18 protein-coding genes and 1 pseudogene are annotated in these 16,751 nt (G+C 37.4%); 7 read left to right on the plus strand and 12 right to left on the minus strand.

Going from position 1 to position 16,751, the window contains the following annotated elements; genetic code table 11:
- Window positions 1–161: 161 nt before the first annotated feature.
- The 6 genes and pseudogenes from RIV7116_RS29990 to RIV7116_RS30015 all read left to right on the plus strand — a co-directional run.
- Window positions 162–515, plus strand: a pseudogene (locus RIV7116_RS29990) (hydrogenase); the annotation flags it as partial.
- 148 nt (window positions 516–663) lie between these two features.
- Window positions 664–2,259 (plus strand): nickel-dependent hydrogenase large subunit, encoded by a 1,596-nt coding sequence (locus RIV7116_RS29995; RefSeq protein WP_015122102.1) that lies wholly within the window; start codon window positions 664–666, stop codon window positions 2,257–2,259.
- 206 nt (window positions 2,260–2,465) lie between these two features.
- Window positions 2,466–2,894 (plus strand): hypothetical protein, encoded by a 429-nt coding sequence (locus RIV7116_RS30000; RefSeq protein WP_015122103.1) that lies wholly within the window; start codon window positions 2,466–2,468, stop codon window positions 2,892–2,894.
- Window positions 2,895–3,532: 638 nt separating this feature from the next.
- Entirely contained in the window at window positions 3,533–5,965 is a 2,433-nt protein-coding gene (locus RIV7116_RS30005) for a sucrose synthase (protein WP_015122104.1), read from the plus strand.
- 87 nt (window positions 5,966–6,052) lie between these two features.
- Window positions 6,053–6,655, plus strand: a complete 603-nt coding sequence (locus RIV7116_RS30010) for a pentapeptide repeat-containing protein (RefSeq protein ID WP_015122105.1) — start codon at window positions 6,053–6,055, stop codon at window positions 6,653–6,655.
- Window positions 6,656–7,157: 502 nt separating this feature from the next.
- On the plus strand, window positions 7,158–7,667 hold the full coding sequence (locus RIV7116_RS30015) for a hydrogenase maturation protease (RefSeq protein ID WP_015122106.1): 510 nt from the start codon (window positions 7,158–7,160) through the stop codon (window positions 7,665–7,667).
- On the opposite strand, the gene RIV7116_RS30020 is transcribed toward RIV7116_RS30015, so the two are convergent.
- The 4 genes from RIV7116_RS30020 to RIV7116_RS30030 all read right to left on the minus strand — a co-directional run bounded on the left by RIV7116_RS30020 (window position 7,659) and on the right by RIV7116_RS30030 (window position 11,332).
- Window positions 7,659–8,033, minus strand: coding sequence for a hypothetical protein (locus tag RIV7116_RS30020; protein ID WP_015122107.1), 375 nt, complete (start codon window positions 8,031–8,033; stop codon window positions 7,659–7,661). The genes RIV7116_RS30015 and RIV7116_RS30020 overlap by 9 nt on opposite strands.
- A 567-nt stretch (window positions 8,034–8,600) precedes the next feature.
- Window positions 8,601–8,747, minus strand: a complete 147-nt coding sequence (locus RIV7116_RS36160; RefSeq protein WP_157229352.1) for a hypothetical protein — start codon at window positions 8,745–8,747, stop codon at window positions 8,601–8,603.
- 521 nt (window positions 8,748–9,268) lie between these two features.
- Window positions 9,269–9,871, minus strand: a complete 603-nt coding sequence (locus RIV7116_RS30025; protein WP_198287650.1) for a CBS domain-containing protein — start codon at window positions 9,869–9,871, stop codon at window positions 9,269–9,271.
- A gap of 828 nt (window positions 9,872–10,699) precedes the next feature.
- A complete protein-coding gene (locus RIV7116_RS30030) occupies window positions 10,700–11,332 on the minus strand; it encodes a trans-aconitate 2-methyltransferase (protein ID WP_015122109.1) in 633 nt (210 codons plus the stop codon).
- 136 nt (window positions 11,333–11,468) lie between these two features.
- Between RIV7116_RS30030 and RIV7116_RS30035 the strand changes: the two genes are divergently transcribed.
- On the plus strand, window positions 11,469–11,678 hold the full coding sequence (locus RIV7116_RS30035; protein ID WP_015122110.1) for a molybdopterin-binding protein: 210 nt from the start codon (window positions 11,469–11,471) through the stop codon (window positions 11,676–11,678).
- Between the two features lie 237 nt (window positions 11,679–11,915).
- On the opposite strand, the gene RIV7116_RS30040 is transcribed toward RIV7116_RS30035, so the two are convergent.
- The 8 genes from RIV7116_RS30040 to nifN form a co-directional block, all read right to left on the minus strand.
- The gene (locus RIV7116_RS30040; RefSeq protein ID WP_015122111.1) at window positions 11,916–12,215 is read right to left on the minus strand and encodes a 2Fe-2S iron-sulfur cluster-binding protein; all 300 of its coding nucleotides are present in this window, start codon (window positions 12,213–12,215) and stop codon (window positions 11,916–11,918) included.
- A gap of 193 nt (window positions 12,216–12,408) precedes the next feature.
- Window positions 12,409–12,783 carry an iron-sulfur cluster assembly accessory protein gene (locus RIV7116_RS30045; protein WP_015122112.1) on the minus strand — a complete coding sequence of 125 codons (375 nt, stop codon included), beginning with the start codon at window positions 12,781–12,783 and terminating at the stop codon, window positions 12,409–12,411.
- A gap of 138 nt (window positions 12,784–12,921) precedes the next feature.
- Complete coding sequence (locus RIV7116_RS30050; RefSeq protein ID WP_015122113.1) at window positions 12,922–13,722, minus strand: HesA/MoeB/ThiF family protein; 801 nt, start codon at window positions 13,720–13,722, stop codon at window positions 12,922–12,924.
- A gap of 11 nt (window positions 13,723–13,733) precedes the next feature.
- Window positions 13,734–14,051, minus strand: a complete 318-nt coding sequence (gene nifW / locus RIV7116_RS30055; protein WP_015122114.1) for a nitrogenase-stabilizing/protective protein NifW — start codon at window positions 14,049–14,051, stop codon at window positions 13,734–13,736.
- On the minus strand, window positions 14,051–14,269 hold the full coding sequence (locus RIV7116_RS30060; RefSeq protein ID WP_015122115.1) for a CCE_0567 family metalloprotein: 219 nt from the start codon (window positions 14,267–14,269) through the stop codon (window positions 14,051–14,053). The genes nifW and RIV7116_RS30060 overlap by 1 nt, the downstream gene beginning before the upstream one ends.
- A 172-nt stretch (window positions 14,270–14,441) precedes the next feature.
- Window positions 14,442–14,918, minus strand: coding sequence for a NifX-associated nitrogen fixation protein (locus tag RIV7116_RS30065; RefSeq protein WP_015122116.1), 477 nt, complete (start codon window positions 14,916–14,918; stop codon window positions 14,442–14,444).
- Window positions 14,915–15,328: a nitrogen fixation protein NifX gene (nifX, locus tag RIV7116_RS30070; RefSeq protein WP_015122117.1), complete on the minus strand. Its 414-nt coding sequence runs from the start codon at window positions 15,326–15,328 to the stop codon at window positions 14,915–14,917. The genes RIV7116_RS30065 and nifX overlap by 4 nt, the downstream gene beginning before the upstream one ends.
- 89 nt (window positions 15,329–15,417) lie before the next feature.
- Window positions 15,418–16,728 (minus strand): nitrogenase iron-molybdenum cofactor biosynthesis protein NifN, encoded by a 1,311-nt coding sequence (gene nifN, locus RIV7116_RS30075; RefSeq protein ID WP_015122118.1) that lies wholly within the window; start codon window positions 16,726–16,728, stop codon window positions 15,418–15,420.
- Window positions 16,729–16,751 lie beyond the last annotated feature (23 nt).

A 16,751-nucleotide genomic window follows, 5' to 3' on the forward strand; every position in this document is an offset into this window, starting at 1 on the left:
GTTGGAACTTCAAAATCAGCAAAAACTTTATCTTGTATATCTTCCATTATTTTACTAATTGTTTACTATTTTAATTAATGTTTTATTTGAACTATTAGTCCTTCAAACAAGTTCATAGTAAACATTTTACGGTAAAATAGCACCGTAGATTAAATGAATAAACAAGAAATATCCACTTTGCCTACAAAGCATCCAGCACAGAATTCGCTCAACGTAAAGGATGCCTATTTTACGATATCGGGTGTCGCGGCCCGATGACACACTCTTCCTGCAATCGCATCTTGTGGAATAGAGTCTCATCAAAAACCCGCGCTGGAGTTCCATGTTTGGGATGTACCGAACCAGAATTTCCTTTCTATGATTTAAAACCAGGCACCGTATTTAAAACTCAGACAGTACTTGGCGTTCCTAAAGATTTACCAACAGGAGTCAACAAGAAAGATTATGCCGTTTTAACAATGGCGGCTAAAGATTCAATGCCAGCTTGGGCAGAAGAAGACTTTTTTACGGTCTAAAATTTGGGAATTGGGGATCGGGAATAGGGCATGGGGCATTGGAAAGCAAAAAATAAGGGAGCAGGATGCTCCCACTACAAATATTTTTATAATTCCCTACTCTCTACTCCCTACTAACAACTAACAACTAACAATTAACTACTAACTTATGGGAATACAAACATTAGACATTTCGCCTCTCGGTAGAGTTGAGGGGGATTTAGATGTAAGAGTTGATATTGATGATGGGCAAGTCGTCAACGCTTGGACTCATGCGGAATTATTTCGCGGATTTGAAGTTATCCTTAAAGGTAAAGATCCACAGGCTGGGTTAATTGTCACACCAAGAGTCTGCGGTATCTGCGGGGCTTCCCATTTAACTAGTGCGGCTTGGGCTTTAGATACCGCTTGGAAAACCGAAGTTCCCCGCAATGCGATTTTGGCGAGAAATATCGGTCAGATTGTCGAGACTATACAGAGTATTCCTCGCTATTTCTATGGACTGTTTGCGATTGATTTAACTAATAAAAAGTATCAGCACAGTCATTTCTATCAAGAAGCTTGTCGCCGTTTTGCTCCTTTTACGGGTAAGTCTTATGAAATTGGGGTAACTGTTTCTAGTAAGCCGGTGGAAATTTACGCTTTGTTTGGCGGACAATGGCCCCACAGCAGTTATATGGTGCCTGGTGGAGTAATGTGCGCTCCGACTTTAACCGACGTAACCCGCGCTTGGTCGATTTTGGAATATTTTCGGACTAATTGGCTCGAACCAGTTTGGTTGGGTTGCTCTTTAGAACGTTATGAAGAAATCCAAACCTATGAGGATTTTATGAATTGGCTGGATGAAAATCCCAATCATGCAAATTCTGACTTGGGTTTTTATTGGCGCATGGGTTTGGATATCGGTTTACATAAATATGGTCAGGGTTTGGGTAAATATGTTACCTGGGGATACTTACCTCACGAAGTAAAGTATCAACACCCTACGGTTGAAGGTCGAAATGCGGCTCTCATTATGAAAAGCGGAGTATACGACAGTTTTACGGATACTCATGTTCCGATGAATCATGGTTTTGTCCGCGAAAATACTTCTCACTCTTGGTATAACGAAGGTGCAGGGGACGTTCATCCTTACGACCGTAATACTCGACCTACTCAAAACAACGTTAAAGATTTTGAGAATGAATATTCTTGGGGAACTGCGGTAACTCATGTAGATTACGGACGTTTGGAAGCAGGCCCGTTGGCTCGTCAATTGGTAGCGGGTGGTACTCACGGTGAAACTTGGCAACACTATGATGGATTTATCCTTGATGCTTTCAAGCAAATGGGTGGTGCTAGTATCCATGTACGTCAATTAGCCAGAGTCCACGAAGTTGTTAAGCTTTACCGTCAAGCGGAACGTTGTTTGCGAGAATTTCGTTTGAATGACCCCTGGTATATCAAGCCAAAAGAACAAGACGGACGCGGTTGGGGTGCTACCGAGGCATCAAGAGGAGCTTTATGTCATTGGATAGATATTGAAGGTGGCAAGATTAAAAATTATCAAATTATGGCTCCTTCAACTTGGAATATTGGGCCTCGCGACAGTGAAGGAAAACGCGGTCCCATTGAAGAAGCTTTAATCGGTACCCCTATCTTTGACTCAACAGATCCAGTCGAAGTTGGTCATGTAGCTCGTTCGTTCGATTCTTGTTTGGTATGTACCGTCCACGCTCACGATGCAAAAACGGGTGAAGAATTAGCGCGTTTTCGGACAGCTTAAAAAGTTTTGGGCATGGGGCATTGGGCATTGATAAGAAAAATATGGAGACAAGGGGATAAAGAAAAGAAACTTTTAGGACGAGAAGATAACGGGATAAGAAAAATCGTCATTCTTAACTCGTCACTCCTAATTACTAACTATTTTCATTCCCCTATGCCCTACGCCCTATGCCCCATGCCCCATATCCTATTCCCAAATACTAAATTATGTCGAACACAGCATTACACGAACATCTCCCCAATCTTCCAGAGAAAGTACTTCAAGAGTTTACTCAATGGTGCGTGACTCAACATGCAAGGGAAGCGGGATACGAATTTACTCCTAATGAAACAAAACTAGAAAACTTGTCTACTGCGGATTATATTCCAGAAATTGTCGGTCAATTTATGGATATAACAAGGAAGGACATTAGAACTGGATTGGTAGCAACATTTGCAGGCAAGAAAGCTGATAATCATTCCTTATCTGGTTTAGCCGCAATGGTTGATTTTGTTTCGCTTTACGTTAAGCATTTGTTTCCTAGTGAAGGAAATAATGAAACACAAGCCGAAGAATTATTAAATAAAGCTTCCGAAGAGCAATTTAATAAACTTGTTCAAATTGCTCAAGAACATAACGTAAAATTATCGGTATAAGTATACAAATTCTCTACCAAAAGAATTATAAACCTAGCTTTTACGAATAAAAGCTAGGTTTTCTGATTAAATCAGTATCTTTAACTAATTAATAAGAAAATATTAAATTTAGTTAGTTGTTTTCCACAGTTGTATGTATTGATAAATTCGTGTTAAAAAGAGCGATAATATTTGTTAATTGAATTAGCTCTCAAGCAATTAATTATAGTCAACAGCCTGCTCTCAAAGGATTACAGACTTTTTACCTGTAAGCTTTTTGTTCCTCTCTGAGGTAAATAAGACGGTGAATGCTGTTCGTATAACTACTATAAGTGAATCTTTAAACTTTTATTAAAACGTTGACTATTTACACTTAAGTCAGTTAAAACCAATTAAGAAATCATCACATTGAATCTGTTCGGATTGAGTTTAATGCTGTCGGACAGTTTATTCTCTGGCGGCATAGAAAATTAACAGGTTTTCGCTTCTTGAAGCAAGAATAATTCCTTCAAAGAAGATAAATATAATCCTGCAAATGCTTGTTGTTAATAGCGTTTGTTCTGGGTGTAATGCTAGTGCTGCATTTACCTTAATTTTGGTATATCTACTTTTCAATTTTTGACCAACAATTTCAGCAATTTATTGACGGAAAATTAAAAATGTCTAATTTAATTCAAAACGTAATAGATAGTCAGGAAAAACACAATTTACGTGAATTTGCTTTTTCTTTACGTCAATCAGCAAAGCGTTATCTACTTCGTAACGATATTTTGATTGCGTTTTATAAATATTGCGATACTAACGAAGATAATAAGGATTTATATCGCGATTCAGTGTTAGCTAGGTTAATTTACTCAACTCAAGAAATAATTTTAGACAAGGAAAATATTTACTTAGTCATTCGTCCAAAGATTGCTACTCAGGAAGCTTATCGTTTGTTGGATGATATGACGGTAGAATGTATAAGTATTGATGAGTTATTAAATTTACGAGATAAACTGGTTGATTCTAGTTCCTCTCAAGATGAGGAGTTGTTGAAAATAGATTTTCAGCCTTTTTATGATTCCTCTATTAGCCTGCCTTCTGCAAAAAAAATCGGCAATGGTGTTGATTACCTCAATCGCTATTTATCTAACAAATTATTTGATGATAATTGCGGCACTTGGCAAGAGTCTTTGTTTAACTTTCTGAGGCTGCACAAATACAAAGGTCAACAGTTATTAATCAACGAACGAATTAAAAGTAAATCTCAGCTATCTGAAAAGGTAAAACGAGTCATTGACCTTTTAGAAAAATATCCCAATCGCACTTCTTATGAAAACTTTCGCTTTGAATTACGAAGCTTTGGTTTTGAACCCGGTTGGGGAAATACAGCACAAAGAGCCAGGGAAACTTTAGAATTGCTAAACCAGTTGATTGACTCAGCTGACCATGAAATACTAGAAAAATTCATGTCCCGAATTCCGTTAATTTTCAATGTTTTAGTAACTTCTCCCCACGGATGGTTCGGGCAAGAAGGTGTTTTAGGCAGACCTGATACTGGCGGACAAGTCGTTTATGTTCTCGATCAGGTAAAGGAATTAGAAAAACAGATCGAGGAAAATGCCAAGCTTGGTGGACTTGATGTAATCGGTAAAATCGAACCTAAAATTATTGTACTTACACGTTTGATTCCGAATAGCGAAGATACCAACTGCAATCAACGCTTAGAAAAAATATACGGTTCTGATAACTGCTGGATTTTACGAGTTCCCTTCCGCGAGTCTCAACCAGAAATTACCCAAAATTGGATTTCCCGTTTTGAAATTCATCCTTATTTAGAGAGCTTCGCTACTGATTCCGAACGCGAGCTTTTAGCAGAGTTTGAAGGCAAGCCAGATTTAATCATTGGTAACTATACTGACGGTAATTTAGTTGCATTTTTATTATCGCGACGGTTGAATGTCACTCAGTGCGTTATCGCTCATGCCTTAGAAAAATCAAAGTACGATAAGAGCGATTTGAATTGGCAAGACCTCGAACAACAGTACCATTTTTCACTTCAGTTTACTGCCGATTTAATTGCCATGAATGCCGCTAATTTTGTTGTTAGCAGCACTTACCAAGAAATAATCGGTACCGAACATACCCCCGGACAGTACGAGTCTTACCAATCTTTCACGATGCCGAAACTCTACCATGTAGTTAGCGGCATCGATTTAACAAATCCCAAATTTAATGTAGTTCCCCCCGGTGTCAACGAAAACGTTTATTTTCCTTACACCAAAATTGAAGATAGATTGCTAGATAACCGGGAAAGATTGGAAGATTTATTATTTACTTTGGAAGATTCAACTCAAGTTTTTGGTAAACTTTCCGACATCAGCAAGCGTCCTATCTTCTCGATGGCAAGGTTGGATAAAATCAAAAATCTTACAGGTTTAGCCGAGTGTTTTGGAAAAAGTAAACAACTTCAAGAACAGTGCAATTTGATTTTAGTCGCTGGAAAACTTCGTACAGAAGATTCCACAGACAGCGAAGAAATCAACGAGATTGAAAAACTTTACCAAATTATCGACAAGTACAGCTTACAAGGTAAAATCCGCTGGTTGGGTGTCCGGCTATCAAAAAGCGACTCCGGAGAAATCTATCGGATAATCGGCGATCGCCAAGGTATTTTTGTTCAACCAGCGTTGTTTGAAGCTTTCGGTTTAACTGTACTCGAAGCGATGATTAGCGGACTTCCTACCTTTGCAACTCGCTTCGGGGGACCTTTAGAAATTATTCAAGACAAAGTAAATGGATTTTATATAAATCCCACCAATCACCAGGAAATGGCGCAAACAATTTTAGAATTTCTCAGCAAATGCGACTTTAACCCTAGTACCTGGAATGAATTTTCTCAAAAAGGTATCGAGCGAGTTTACGAAAACTATACTTGGAAGATTCACAGCAACCGCTTGTTATCTCTAGCCAAAACTTACAGCTTGTACAATTATGCTTCTGGAGACAACCGCGAAGACATGCTACGTTATGTCGAATCACTATTCCACCTACTTTACAAGCCCCGCGCTAAAGCTTTACTAGAAGAACATACCACCAGCGTTAGTTAATAATTCGGTTCATATCCATAATGTAGAGACGTAGCACTGCTATGTCTTTACTAATTTATACGAATAAACAAATTAATCGATAAAATCATGGAAAATCCAGATTCTAGAGAAGAAATAACTGCAAAAGAATTGCTCGGACGCTATCAGAAAGGAGAAAGAGATTTTCGCCGAATTAAGCTGAAAAATTCCGAGCATTTATCAAGTGTCAACCTCGAAGAGATTGATTTCCGCCATGCTTGTCTTTATATTGCTAATTTCAGAGCGGCTGATTCGGGAAATGCTAATTTCATTGAAGAATGCATTTTATATAGTTCTGATTTCACCGGTGCCGATTTTAGAGGTGCGAATCTACAAGGTACTGAATTCTCAGATGCTATTTTAAATGCTGCTAACTTTAGTGGTGCTGATTTACAAGGTGCTAAGTTTGATTGTGCTGACGCAGAAGCAGCTAACTTTACCGGAGCTAATCTCGAAGGAGCTACTTTCTACGAATCAAATCTCGAAGGTGCCTTGATGGTAAATGCTAACTTGAAAAATGCTGAATTGCTGCAAACTCCTTTTGAGGGTGTGGATTTAAGCAATGTCGATTTAACCGGAGCGCTTAATGCTAGCCTCGAAGGAGCTATTCTTCACAACACCATAATGCCAGACGGTAGTATTGCTAGCAATAATTCAACCAACAAACGATAGGCGTTGCCCAATTGAGATATGAATTTATGATTACTCTTTAATAGCAGCCCCTAAATCCCCCAAGTATGTTCTACTTTAAAATATATTTCTCCCCAGAATTGGGGGTTTAGGGGGCTAGCCATACTTTTAATCAGCAACGCCGAACTATAAATCATTCAATATTACCAATTACAAATTACAAATTACTGACTTATTTTTAATACATTTTTTTTGTAAATCTGCATACAAAAATAAAATATATGTATGCTAATAAAAATATTAATTTATTTTTTTCTTCTAAAACATAAAAATATTGCTTGAAAATATGTAGAATAGGAAAACACACAAAATCTATGAATTAGATAATCTGGTTTCTTAAGAATTCTTCGTAGAATTTTGTAGAAGTTAGGCTATATCTCTTTTAAATCTGTAGTTGTCAAAATATTTATCCATATCTGATGTAATCATCGTGTCACCACAATACTGACCTACCCTTCTGAGTGTAATTAAAGAATGATTGTAGATGACCAATGACCAAAACAACCTAACAATTATTGGTTGCGGAAACCTTAACCGTAATGATGATGCCGTAGGCGTAATTGTAGCCCAACGCCTACAGCAATATCTCGCCACATATCCTCATCCCCATGTGAAAGTTTACGACTGCGGAACCGCAGGGATGGAAGTCATGTTTAAAGCCAGAGGTAGCAAGCACCTAATAATTATTGATGCGAGTTCGACAAATTCCGAACCAGGTGCTGTATTTAAACTTCCAGGGACAGAATTAGAAGCTCTACCAGAACCTAGTTATAACTTGCATGATTTTCGCTGGGATAATGCAATAGCTGCTGGAAAAAAAATCTTTAAAGATGATTTTCCTCCTCTCGTTACCGTTTATTTAATTGAAGCAGCAAATCTTGATTTCGGCTGGGAGCTAAGTCATGCCGTACAGCTCTCTGCTGCAAAGGTATTTGAACAAATTAAGGCAGTCATCGGAAACAATACAGAATATGGCGAAACCGTTCTAAGCTGAATCTTCCTGATAAACAGATAATTCATCCACTCTCATTTCAAAAGGCATACCTTCACTACTAGGAGGGCAAACGCGAATCTTAGCATTACTAGCAACATTATTTAGTAATGATGCCATCGGCACCATTTTCTGCAAAATCCGCCAGTTGGTTACTTGATCCGGACATTCAATTACCAAAGTCATTGCAGAGGTGTGGGTAGTAACATACCATCGACACGCAGATAACAAGTCTCTAATTTTGCGATCGCAGTTTTCGTAGAAGAACTTGCTCAGAGACTTTTCTAACTGCTGACGCAATATAATATCAGCCGATGAAGGTTGAAACGGACCCAAATCATCATTCTGAAAGAAATACTTATTGTTCATTTGTAAGGGGTGTCTATTGATTCTTTCAAACTCAAATCACGATACCATAAACCAAATATCGAATTGTAGCTAAATATTCTATATTTTCTGTTTGCATAAAATACTGTCATACAGACAATAATAGAAAACCAAAAAATTAGCTAAATATATATTTAGCCAACGAATATTTACTTACAACCGAATATTTATATACTGAATAGTTCCTCAACTATTATAATCATATACAATCAATAAAGTTAGTATATGATTTAAAAAAACATTTGTTTAACGAATAGATAACCTATCGTTTTTCTCTCAATTACCAATACTTAACTCAATCCTTACCTTTACATAAATAAAGATTCAATTTTAGACATAGTTGATGATATAAGCATTATTGATTGTTTTTTGTTCATCGGGTAAAAGACAGAAATCAATAGGTGTAATGGATAAACTATTGTCGGAACTTAGCTAACAAAAATTATGATTCTTCAGCAACCTGAGATGAAATGATTTAGGGTTGGCATATAGTCTGGTGATGAAAATATTACTAGCAAGGGCAAATTCTAAAATTTGAGTTGCCGCTAATCATTCCTTAATGATGGAATTTGGGGTGATGTTACCTTTAGAAATTACTCGATAGCTCAAACAGATTTTACTATTTAAGCTCAGATCGACATCAAGACCGAATCTGCCAAAATCGGAAATTAAATGTAAATCTATATTTTTGAGCATAAACTTCTGTTTGTAATCCTACTTAGATGGTGTTCGCTATCAAAAAGCAATTTCTTAGATCCGGGGAATCTACATTTTGAGCTAGAACTATGATATACACAATTAATATAAAAAAAGAAGCAACCGATACTATTCTTACCTAATATATAAATTATTTACTATTGGCAGGCTAATTAGTAATTTAATATACGAAAATTATTCGTAATATTTACAACATTAATCATGTTTTACTGTAATTTACTCTTTCAAAGTTGCAGTAACCGAACGCTATAAAAATTTGACAAAAGCTGAAAAACCCGGTTTCAGCAACAAACCGGGCTTTAATTAATGACTAACTATCAAATATAAAGGGATTAACCACAGACAGATAAACTTTCCTCAAGGGAGATCCAAGAAATAAAATGTCCTACCGTCTTAAGTGCTGCCTTGATAAATATTCTGGAAAAAACCAGGTATATAGAGGTGTAGCCCTATCGCACAGCAACGACGCTGGGACATTTTATTATCTACAAGTGCAGCCGCTAACTGAAAGCAAAATCTTCAACTCTGCTCTCTTCAGCGAATTGATGTCTTGCAGATTTTTCAGGTACTGGTGCGCCGTTAGCAATGGCTTCGGCTTCAATTTTGTCTACTAGTTTCCAAGCGTCGGCAGCTTCTAAGGAATAAACACCGTAGGTACCGCAAATTGAGCGAGCATTGGATATTGCTTTGTGCAATTCTGCTTTGAGAAATATAAGTTTTTGCTTGGCAACAAAATCACCCTTGTTGATAATATCGGTGACGGAGATAATTCCGACTAAATCATCTTTAATAACTGGAGCACGCCAAATATCTGTTTGAGCAAACAGCCGTGCTACATTTTCTATAGTTAAATCGGGATCTATAACCACGCAGGGCTTGCTCATGATTTCTGAAACTAAAACGCTTTCAGGCTCGCGAGCTAAAGCAATTACTTTAATCGCAATATCGCTTTGGGTTACAATTCCATATGTATCTTCTGAAGTCGCAGGTTCGACGATTAATGCACGTAATTGTGTAAGTCTTAACAATCTTACTGCTTCTGCTACAGTAGCTGAACCAGGGATAGTTGCTACATTCAAGCTCATGATATCTCTTACTTTCATCATGACTTTCTCTCCAATATATTTACTCAGCAAGCAAAGGAATTAACGTGCTTATTGCTGCTCCGGCTTTCTAATGTTGAAATCTACTTAATTGCTGTAATTAGAGAACAAGCATCCTGCCACAGTAACGACTGCCCTTAATTATTTCTCAACAATATATAGATTTGCCAGACCTTTGTAAAAGACATTAATAATTTCTTGTGTAACAAGAATTAACCAGACTTTTGGAGAGGATTTACGCTTTTTCCCAATTTTTTTGTCGTTTAAGGAAACTCTTTAGTTTCTAGAAGATTCAAGCATAAAGTCTGAATATTTAATTGCCTTAATTAAAGGTATTGATTGTTTTTGATTAGCTAATACCAATTCTGTATGAGGTTGCGCTGAATCGCTCTCAGCCTGGAAGGCTGGAGCTACCAATACAAAGCCAACCTACGTTGGCTAAATATGGCGCATCTTTATAAAGAAATGGTATAAGCCGGTGTCTTCACAACAATTTAGCTTACATACATATTATCTTTCTCTTGAGTTGAAGCAAAGAACAATTAATAAAACTTCGTAGTTAATATCTATTTACTTAAAAGTAAATAAACATAAAATATTTTTTAAAATTAGTAATCTTTAGTTTATAAAATATAGTTCATTTAATCAATAAATAATAAAGAAAATATAAAATATAAAAGAAGGTATATTAGAAACAAAGCGAGTTCAATAAAATTAATTGAGAATAAAAAAAATGCCCTGCGAGGTAACGCTTTCCTCAAAGGGTATTTGCTCAAAATCCATTTTCAATTAAGAAACACCAAGTAGCAGATATTTATGATTAACGAATTATTTTTTACGTGCCACAATGTGAAAAATATGCCAATGTTTTTCATGACCTAAAGCAGTTTTACCGGGATGATCTTCTTCCGAGAGCAATTCCACTTCAAAAGGTTGTAAAAGTGCTTCGATCTGCGACATAGTATGATTACTCATGGTTGAATCGGCTGCCCAAGAATCGCGATCGCCGAACAAATGACCGCTAAAACGACCCCCAGTAGTTAAACCAGAGACGATTTTATGCCACAACTCGGGAAAATTCTCCGGTTTGCAAAACGGCAGACTAAAACTAGCATTGATTAAATCAACATCCGACGGTAAATCAATATTTTCAAACTGAGCTATACGAGTTTCTATTACAGTTTTCTTATCGCAACGGTTTTTTAAACGCTCAATAGCCTCCTGTTGGCTATCGATAGCGATAACCTTCCAACCCCGACGCAGCAATTCCACCGTATCTCTACCTTCTCCACACCCCAAATCTATAGCTGTTCTTGGTTCAGCCTCGTTTTCTGGCTCAAAGTTTGCTAAAGCAGTGAGTAAAGTTTCTCTGGGAGGGCGATTCGCCACAGCTTTGTAATAATCTGACCAGCTACGAGGAGCAGCTTTATTTATAGATTGATTATCATTTAATTTCGACATATTTAAAAAGTGAATATCCGTTAATTACAGTAAAGAATAATTGATTAATCGTGAATAAAAGATGAAAATTATCATATCAATAATCTTCTAAACGGTAAGATTATTAAGTATAAAATTACTAAACAAAAATAACACCATGAAAATTAGCGCTCGCAATAACATAAAAGGAACTGTAAAAAAGATTATACCCGGAGTTGTTAGCACTGAGGTAACTTTAGAAATTGCACCAGGGGTAGAAGTAGTTTCAGTAATTACTAAATCATCAGCAGACCAAATGCATCTTTCTTTAGGAAAAGAAGCTTATATGGTAGTCAAAGCAACAGATGTCATGGTCGGTACGGATTAATTAAATTACTAATATTGATGGGTAATGGGTAATGGGTAATAGGTTAAAGGTTAAAGGTCAAAGGTAATTATACATAAATGCTAAAATTTAAGTTCCTAATTTATAACCTGGTTCCTTATACTCAATTAGCAATTACCGATTACCAATTAGCAATCAATAAAAAAAGCCGTAGCTAATTAAAGCTACGACTTTGAATAAATTATAAGCGTGTAATGATTAAATTATGAAGTCAAAAAATTACACCAAATAAGGCTCTTGATGAGTTTTAATTGTGCAGTTGGAGCGGGGATAGGTGACGCAAAGTAAAGCAAATCCTTTGGAAATTTGCTCGTCATCTAAAAAGTTTTGGTCGGATTGGTCGATTTCACCTTCAGTGACTTTACCAACACAACTAGAGCAAGAGCCAGCAGAGCAACTGAAAGGTAGTTCAACTCCTGCTTCTTCTGCTGCTTCTAAAATAGTAGTTTCTTCATCAACTTCTATTGTGGTGTCTAAATCTTCCTTTTTGTTAATCAGTCTAACTTCGTAACTTGCCATGTTTCGATTCTCCTCAAACGGCGTATAATTTGTGGTTGTTAGTTATTAGTTATTAGTTATTAGTTGTTAGTTTATGAAGGGCAACTTATTTAAACAGCTTACGGTGAAGAAGTTGTAAGCAGATAAATACCTTACTAATCTCACGAGCTACTAACAACTAACTACTAGCTACTAACTACTAACTACTAACTATTTATTGATCGCAAGGTGTACCCGATGGGGTACAGTCACCAGCTTCAAATGACTTGCCGCAACCGCAGGTGCTGGTTGCATTGGGATTAGTAAACTTAAAACCGCTTTCCATCATCCCTTCGATAAAATCGATTACCATTCCATCTAATAACGGCGCACTTTTTGCGTCAACATAAATTGTTATGCCATCTTGTTCAACTACCAAGTCATCAGCAGCAGGCTTACTGGTAGTATTCATTGCATATTCGTAGCCGTTACAACCACCATCTTTAGCGGAGACTCGGATACCTTTAGGTTTTGCGTTTTCACCTGTTGCAGTATCTTGTAAAAACGAATTTAGACGTTGTGCTGCTGTTTCTGTCAAACTAATGGTCACGGTTCTTCCTCCGTACTAATAGATAATGGTTGTTTTGCTCAAGGAACGATAAATCAATCATCGAAGCGATATTGAAATTACCAAAACTTTAAACTATGTAAAATGCCACTTGCATCGACATTGATGGGGTGTAGAAGCCTAGAATTTTATCTTACCCGTGGTTTCGAGGGGTTGAGACTGCGAATACCTCCAGGGGGCACTGTTTCCACATACCGGACATTCGCGATCGCGATAAGAACGACGTTTTGCAAAGTCCATTCGGATAAAATCGATTGTAAGTAACTGCGATAGTAGAGGCTGACTAAATCCGGTGATTAACTTGATAGCTTCCAAAGCAGTGAGACAAGCTAAAGTACCGGAAACTACACCTAATACTGAAAATGCACGTCTATCCCAATCGGGTTTTTCCGGAAATAGACATGATAGACAGGGAGTCACACCAGGTATAATGGTTGTTAGATAAGCCTCCATCGAATCCATTGCAGCTTCTACCATTGGCTTTCGCCAGCGAACGCAAGCTTCATTTAACAAATTACGCTCGGTAAAGTTATGAGCGCAGTCTAAAGCCATGTCGGCTTGCTGTACCAAAGAGTCTACGTTATCCGGATTGATGTAATCGTGAATCGTTTCTATCTCAATATCGGGATTAATAGCTTGCAGAGTTTCCTTAGCTTTAAAAACCCTTGGCTTCCCTACCCAGTCGTGAGTCATGAGAATTTGACGATTCATATCATCAAGCCGCAAGTCACCTCCTCTAACCAGGATTAATCGTCCTACGCCTGCAACAGCAAGATAAAGTGCAGCCGTACCGCCTAATCCACCAACACCAGTTACCAAAACCGTAGCTGACTTTAAACGCTTTTGTGCCAATTCACCAAAATTAGGTAGCGACATTTGGCGACTATAGCGTTCCAACTCGGTAGGTGTTAGGTTTACCACTTTATTACCTCCTAATCCGAATCAATTTCTGTCAGCTTGACTACATTTTTTGGCTTCTGGTGAAACACTTTGAAAAGTTTTTCTTGTTGGGGTGTTGACTCTATAAATACCTGATAAGCACTCTCTAATGCTTCGCGATATTTACCTAATCTTTCCTCTTCATTAAGTTCTGAATTATTCTTATCAATTTCGTTAATAAATTCAGAAAATTTTTGCAGGATATGTAAACGATTTACATGTACGACTTTTTGGTCGTATTCTAAATCAAAAAATTGAAAATAGTCTTCTGTATTGACTAGTTTCTTGAAATCTTCCAAGCTTTTACTCATTATGCTTGCTCCATATTTTTCAATTGCTGTTTAAGGTCATTTAATTCACAATAAATTTTGTAAGTAGCCTCAGCTACTCCCATAAGATTTTCGTAATCGGTAGGTAAACCTTCCGCCAAATCATGCAAGTCCATTTTCATTTGACCTGCTTTACTATTTAGACGCTTTATCTTTTTTTTTAAATCTTCAATATTTGTGATTTCTTCTGTTTGAGCCATAGACATCTCCTGATATTGGGAATTGGGAATTGGGAATTGGGCATTGGGCATTGGGCATTGGGGATGGGTAATTGGTAATTGGTAATTGGTAATGGGTAATTAATAATGTATTTTTACTAACTCATTACTCATTACTCATTACTCATTACTCATTACTTATTAATCTCTCAAATTAAAGTTCTCCTACTTCGCGAAAACGTGTCGCTAATTCAACGCCTTTCTGTACTAAACTGTCTCCCTCTTCGGCTAGTTTTTCCAAAGAATAAAAACCGAATCTATGGACATCGCGCATAGTCTTTTTAACTAGTAAAAGACGACCAGAAAATACTAATACCCAGCCGAAACCTTCATGATTCAAATCGGCGACAACCTGCGATAGCAAACCAGTTTCCTGCTCGATACGAATTGCTATAGCACGGTAAAAAGCATTAATCCGCGATATCGTCATCGGATCTACATCACCCTCAACCGAAATTTCGCGTTTCTTTTGTTTGCTGACAACGTAGGGTTTAAGAATTAAATCATCCGACCATTTTTTATAAGTTCCGTAAGTATCTAAACCCCGGATTTGTTGTACTAAAGCCTGAATAAAAGCAGAACTTAATACATCGCTAGTTGCAGTTCCATTTACACTATTGCTGGTATTCATACAGTTGCATCCTCTTCTAATTCATCTTCAAAGTTACGGTCTTTTTTCTGTAAAGCTTTACGCAACCAAGGTGGGGGGCTTCCTTTAAGAGTTTGCACCAATCTTTCTAAAACATCTTTAATTTCATCTTGCTCCGAACGTGCTTTAATTGGAGTCACACCCTTTTTAATTAAGCGAGCCGCAGCGCTACCTCCAATTGCACTAACGTATACAATCGTGCAATCTTCTAAAGCTTTTAGTTTAGGTACTAATTTATCTTCGTTACCATCTTCTTTGAGTTCGCCACCGAAGGAAAGAGTCTCTAAAAACTTATAACCTTCATCTGAAATTTCGTAAACATCAATTTCTTTTGCCCACCCGAAATGAGCATTAATATGGCAGTTATCGCTCGTAGTAAAAGCTATTTTCATTACAAATAATTGCTCCTTTTAATTAGGTCAAAGGTCAAAGGTTAAATTACTAACAGCTAACAACTAACCACTAACCACTAACAACTAACTCAATGACCGTGTTTTACACTCATTTCCTCTTCTTCTAAAAAGATGTTGCCAATGTCAAATAAAATTTGCATAGTTCCCCGATAACCAACTTTAGTATATTGACCTATACCTAAACGGTCATAAATAGGGATACCCTGGCGATAAAGAGGAATATTAAATTTTCTGGCAATTGTCGAAGTGTGAGAGTTACCAATTAATAAATCCGAACCTTCTACTACTTGTTCAAAATCTTCTAAGTCACCAATAATAACTTTTTCAAGATGAAGTTTTTCTAGTAAAGGAGAACGTGTAGTAGTAACTGCGGCTTGAATTTCTGCTCCCATTGATTGCAAAAAATTAATAGTAGACCACAGCAAATCCGGTTCTAATGCTAAGGATACTCGCTTGCGACCAAAGAAAAAGTGAGTATCGAGCATAGCGTCTTGTAATTGACGACGTTGGCGACGATATTTATCTGGAACTCTAACGCCACTAACATCTGATAGTGCTTGTAAAAAGTTATCTACAGCATCTAGTCCAGTTAGCTCGCTAAACAATTCATAAGGAATAGCAAAGCGCTTATCTAAAATTTCAGCAGCACCCCGCATACTCTCCCCGATCGCAATAGTAAAAGCCGAACTGCCCATTTTACGTAACTGCACCACAGTCGTACCACCGCCGGTTATCGGACTCCATGAATCATCTAGATGACCATCTAATGAAGCGGAAAGGTCTGGCGCAACAATAGGAACTAATCCGAAAGCACTAACAATATCTTTGATTTCCTGCAAATCTCCAGGAGTAAAAGCAGAACTAACTAAGATATTTACTTGATTGGGTTTAATTTCCCCCTTCTGGGGAAGCTGAGTAACCATGCTTTCTACAGCAGCAGCATATCCATCTTGCAATGCTCCTTTAAAATCTGGCGAGGAGACTAATAAAATTGGTAACTCGTTTAAATCAGGATGACTTTGACGAAACTCTCGGAGGATTTTTTCCATATCGTCCCCTCTAGTTTCCGTCAGCCCCGTAGTACAAAGACCAATAATTTCAGGGTTTACTTTCTCCACCAAAGTTAGAATTGCTTGCTCGACATTATCCTCTCCACCCAAAATTGTAGAGACTTCCGTCATCGCCGTAGTGGAAAGAGGTATCACTTCTCGAAAATGCCTTACCAATATCACTTTAGCGAAAGCTGTACATCCTTGGGAACCGTGCAACAGTGGTATCATACCCTTCAACCCTAAAAAAGCTAAAGCTGCACCTAAAGCCTGACTTTGCTTGAGAGGATTTACTATAACTGGTTTATTTTGAGTCGCTACTATAGCCATTGGAATTAATAAATAGGTTAAAG

This window comes from Rivularia sp. PCC 7116, assembly GCF_000316665.1.
Taxonomy (GTDB): Bacteria; Cyanobacteriota; Cyanobacteriia; order Cyanobacteriales; family Nostocaceae; genus Rivularia.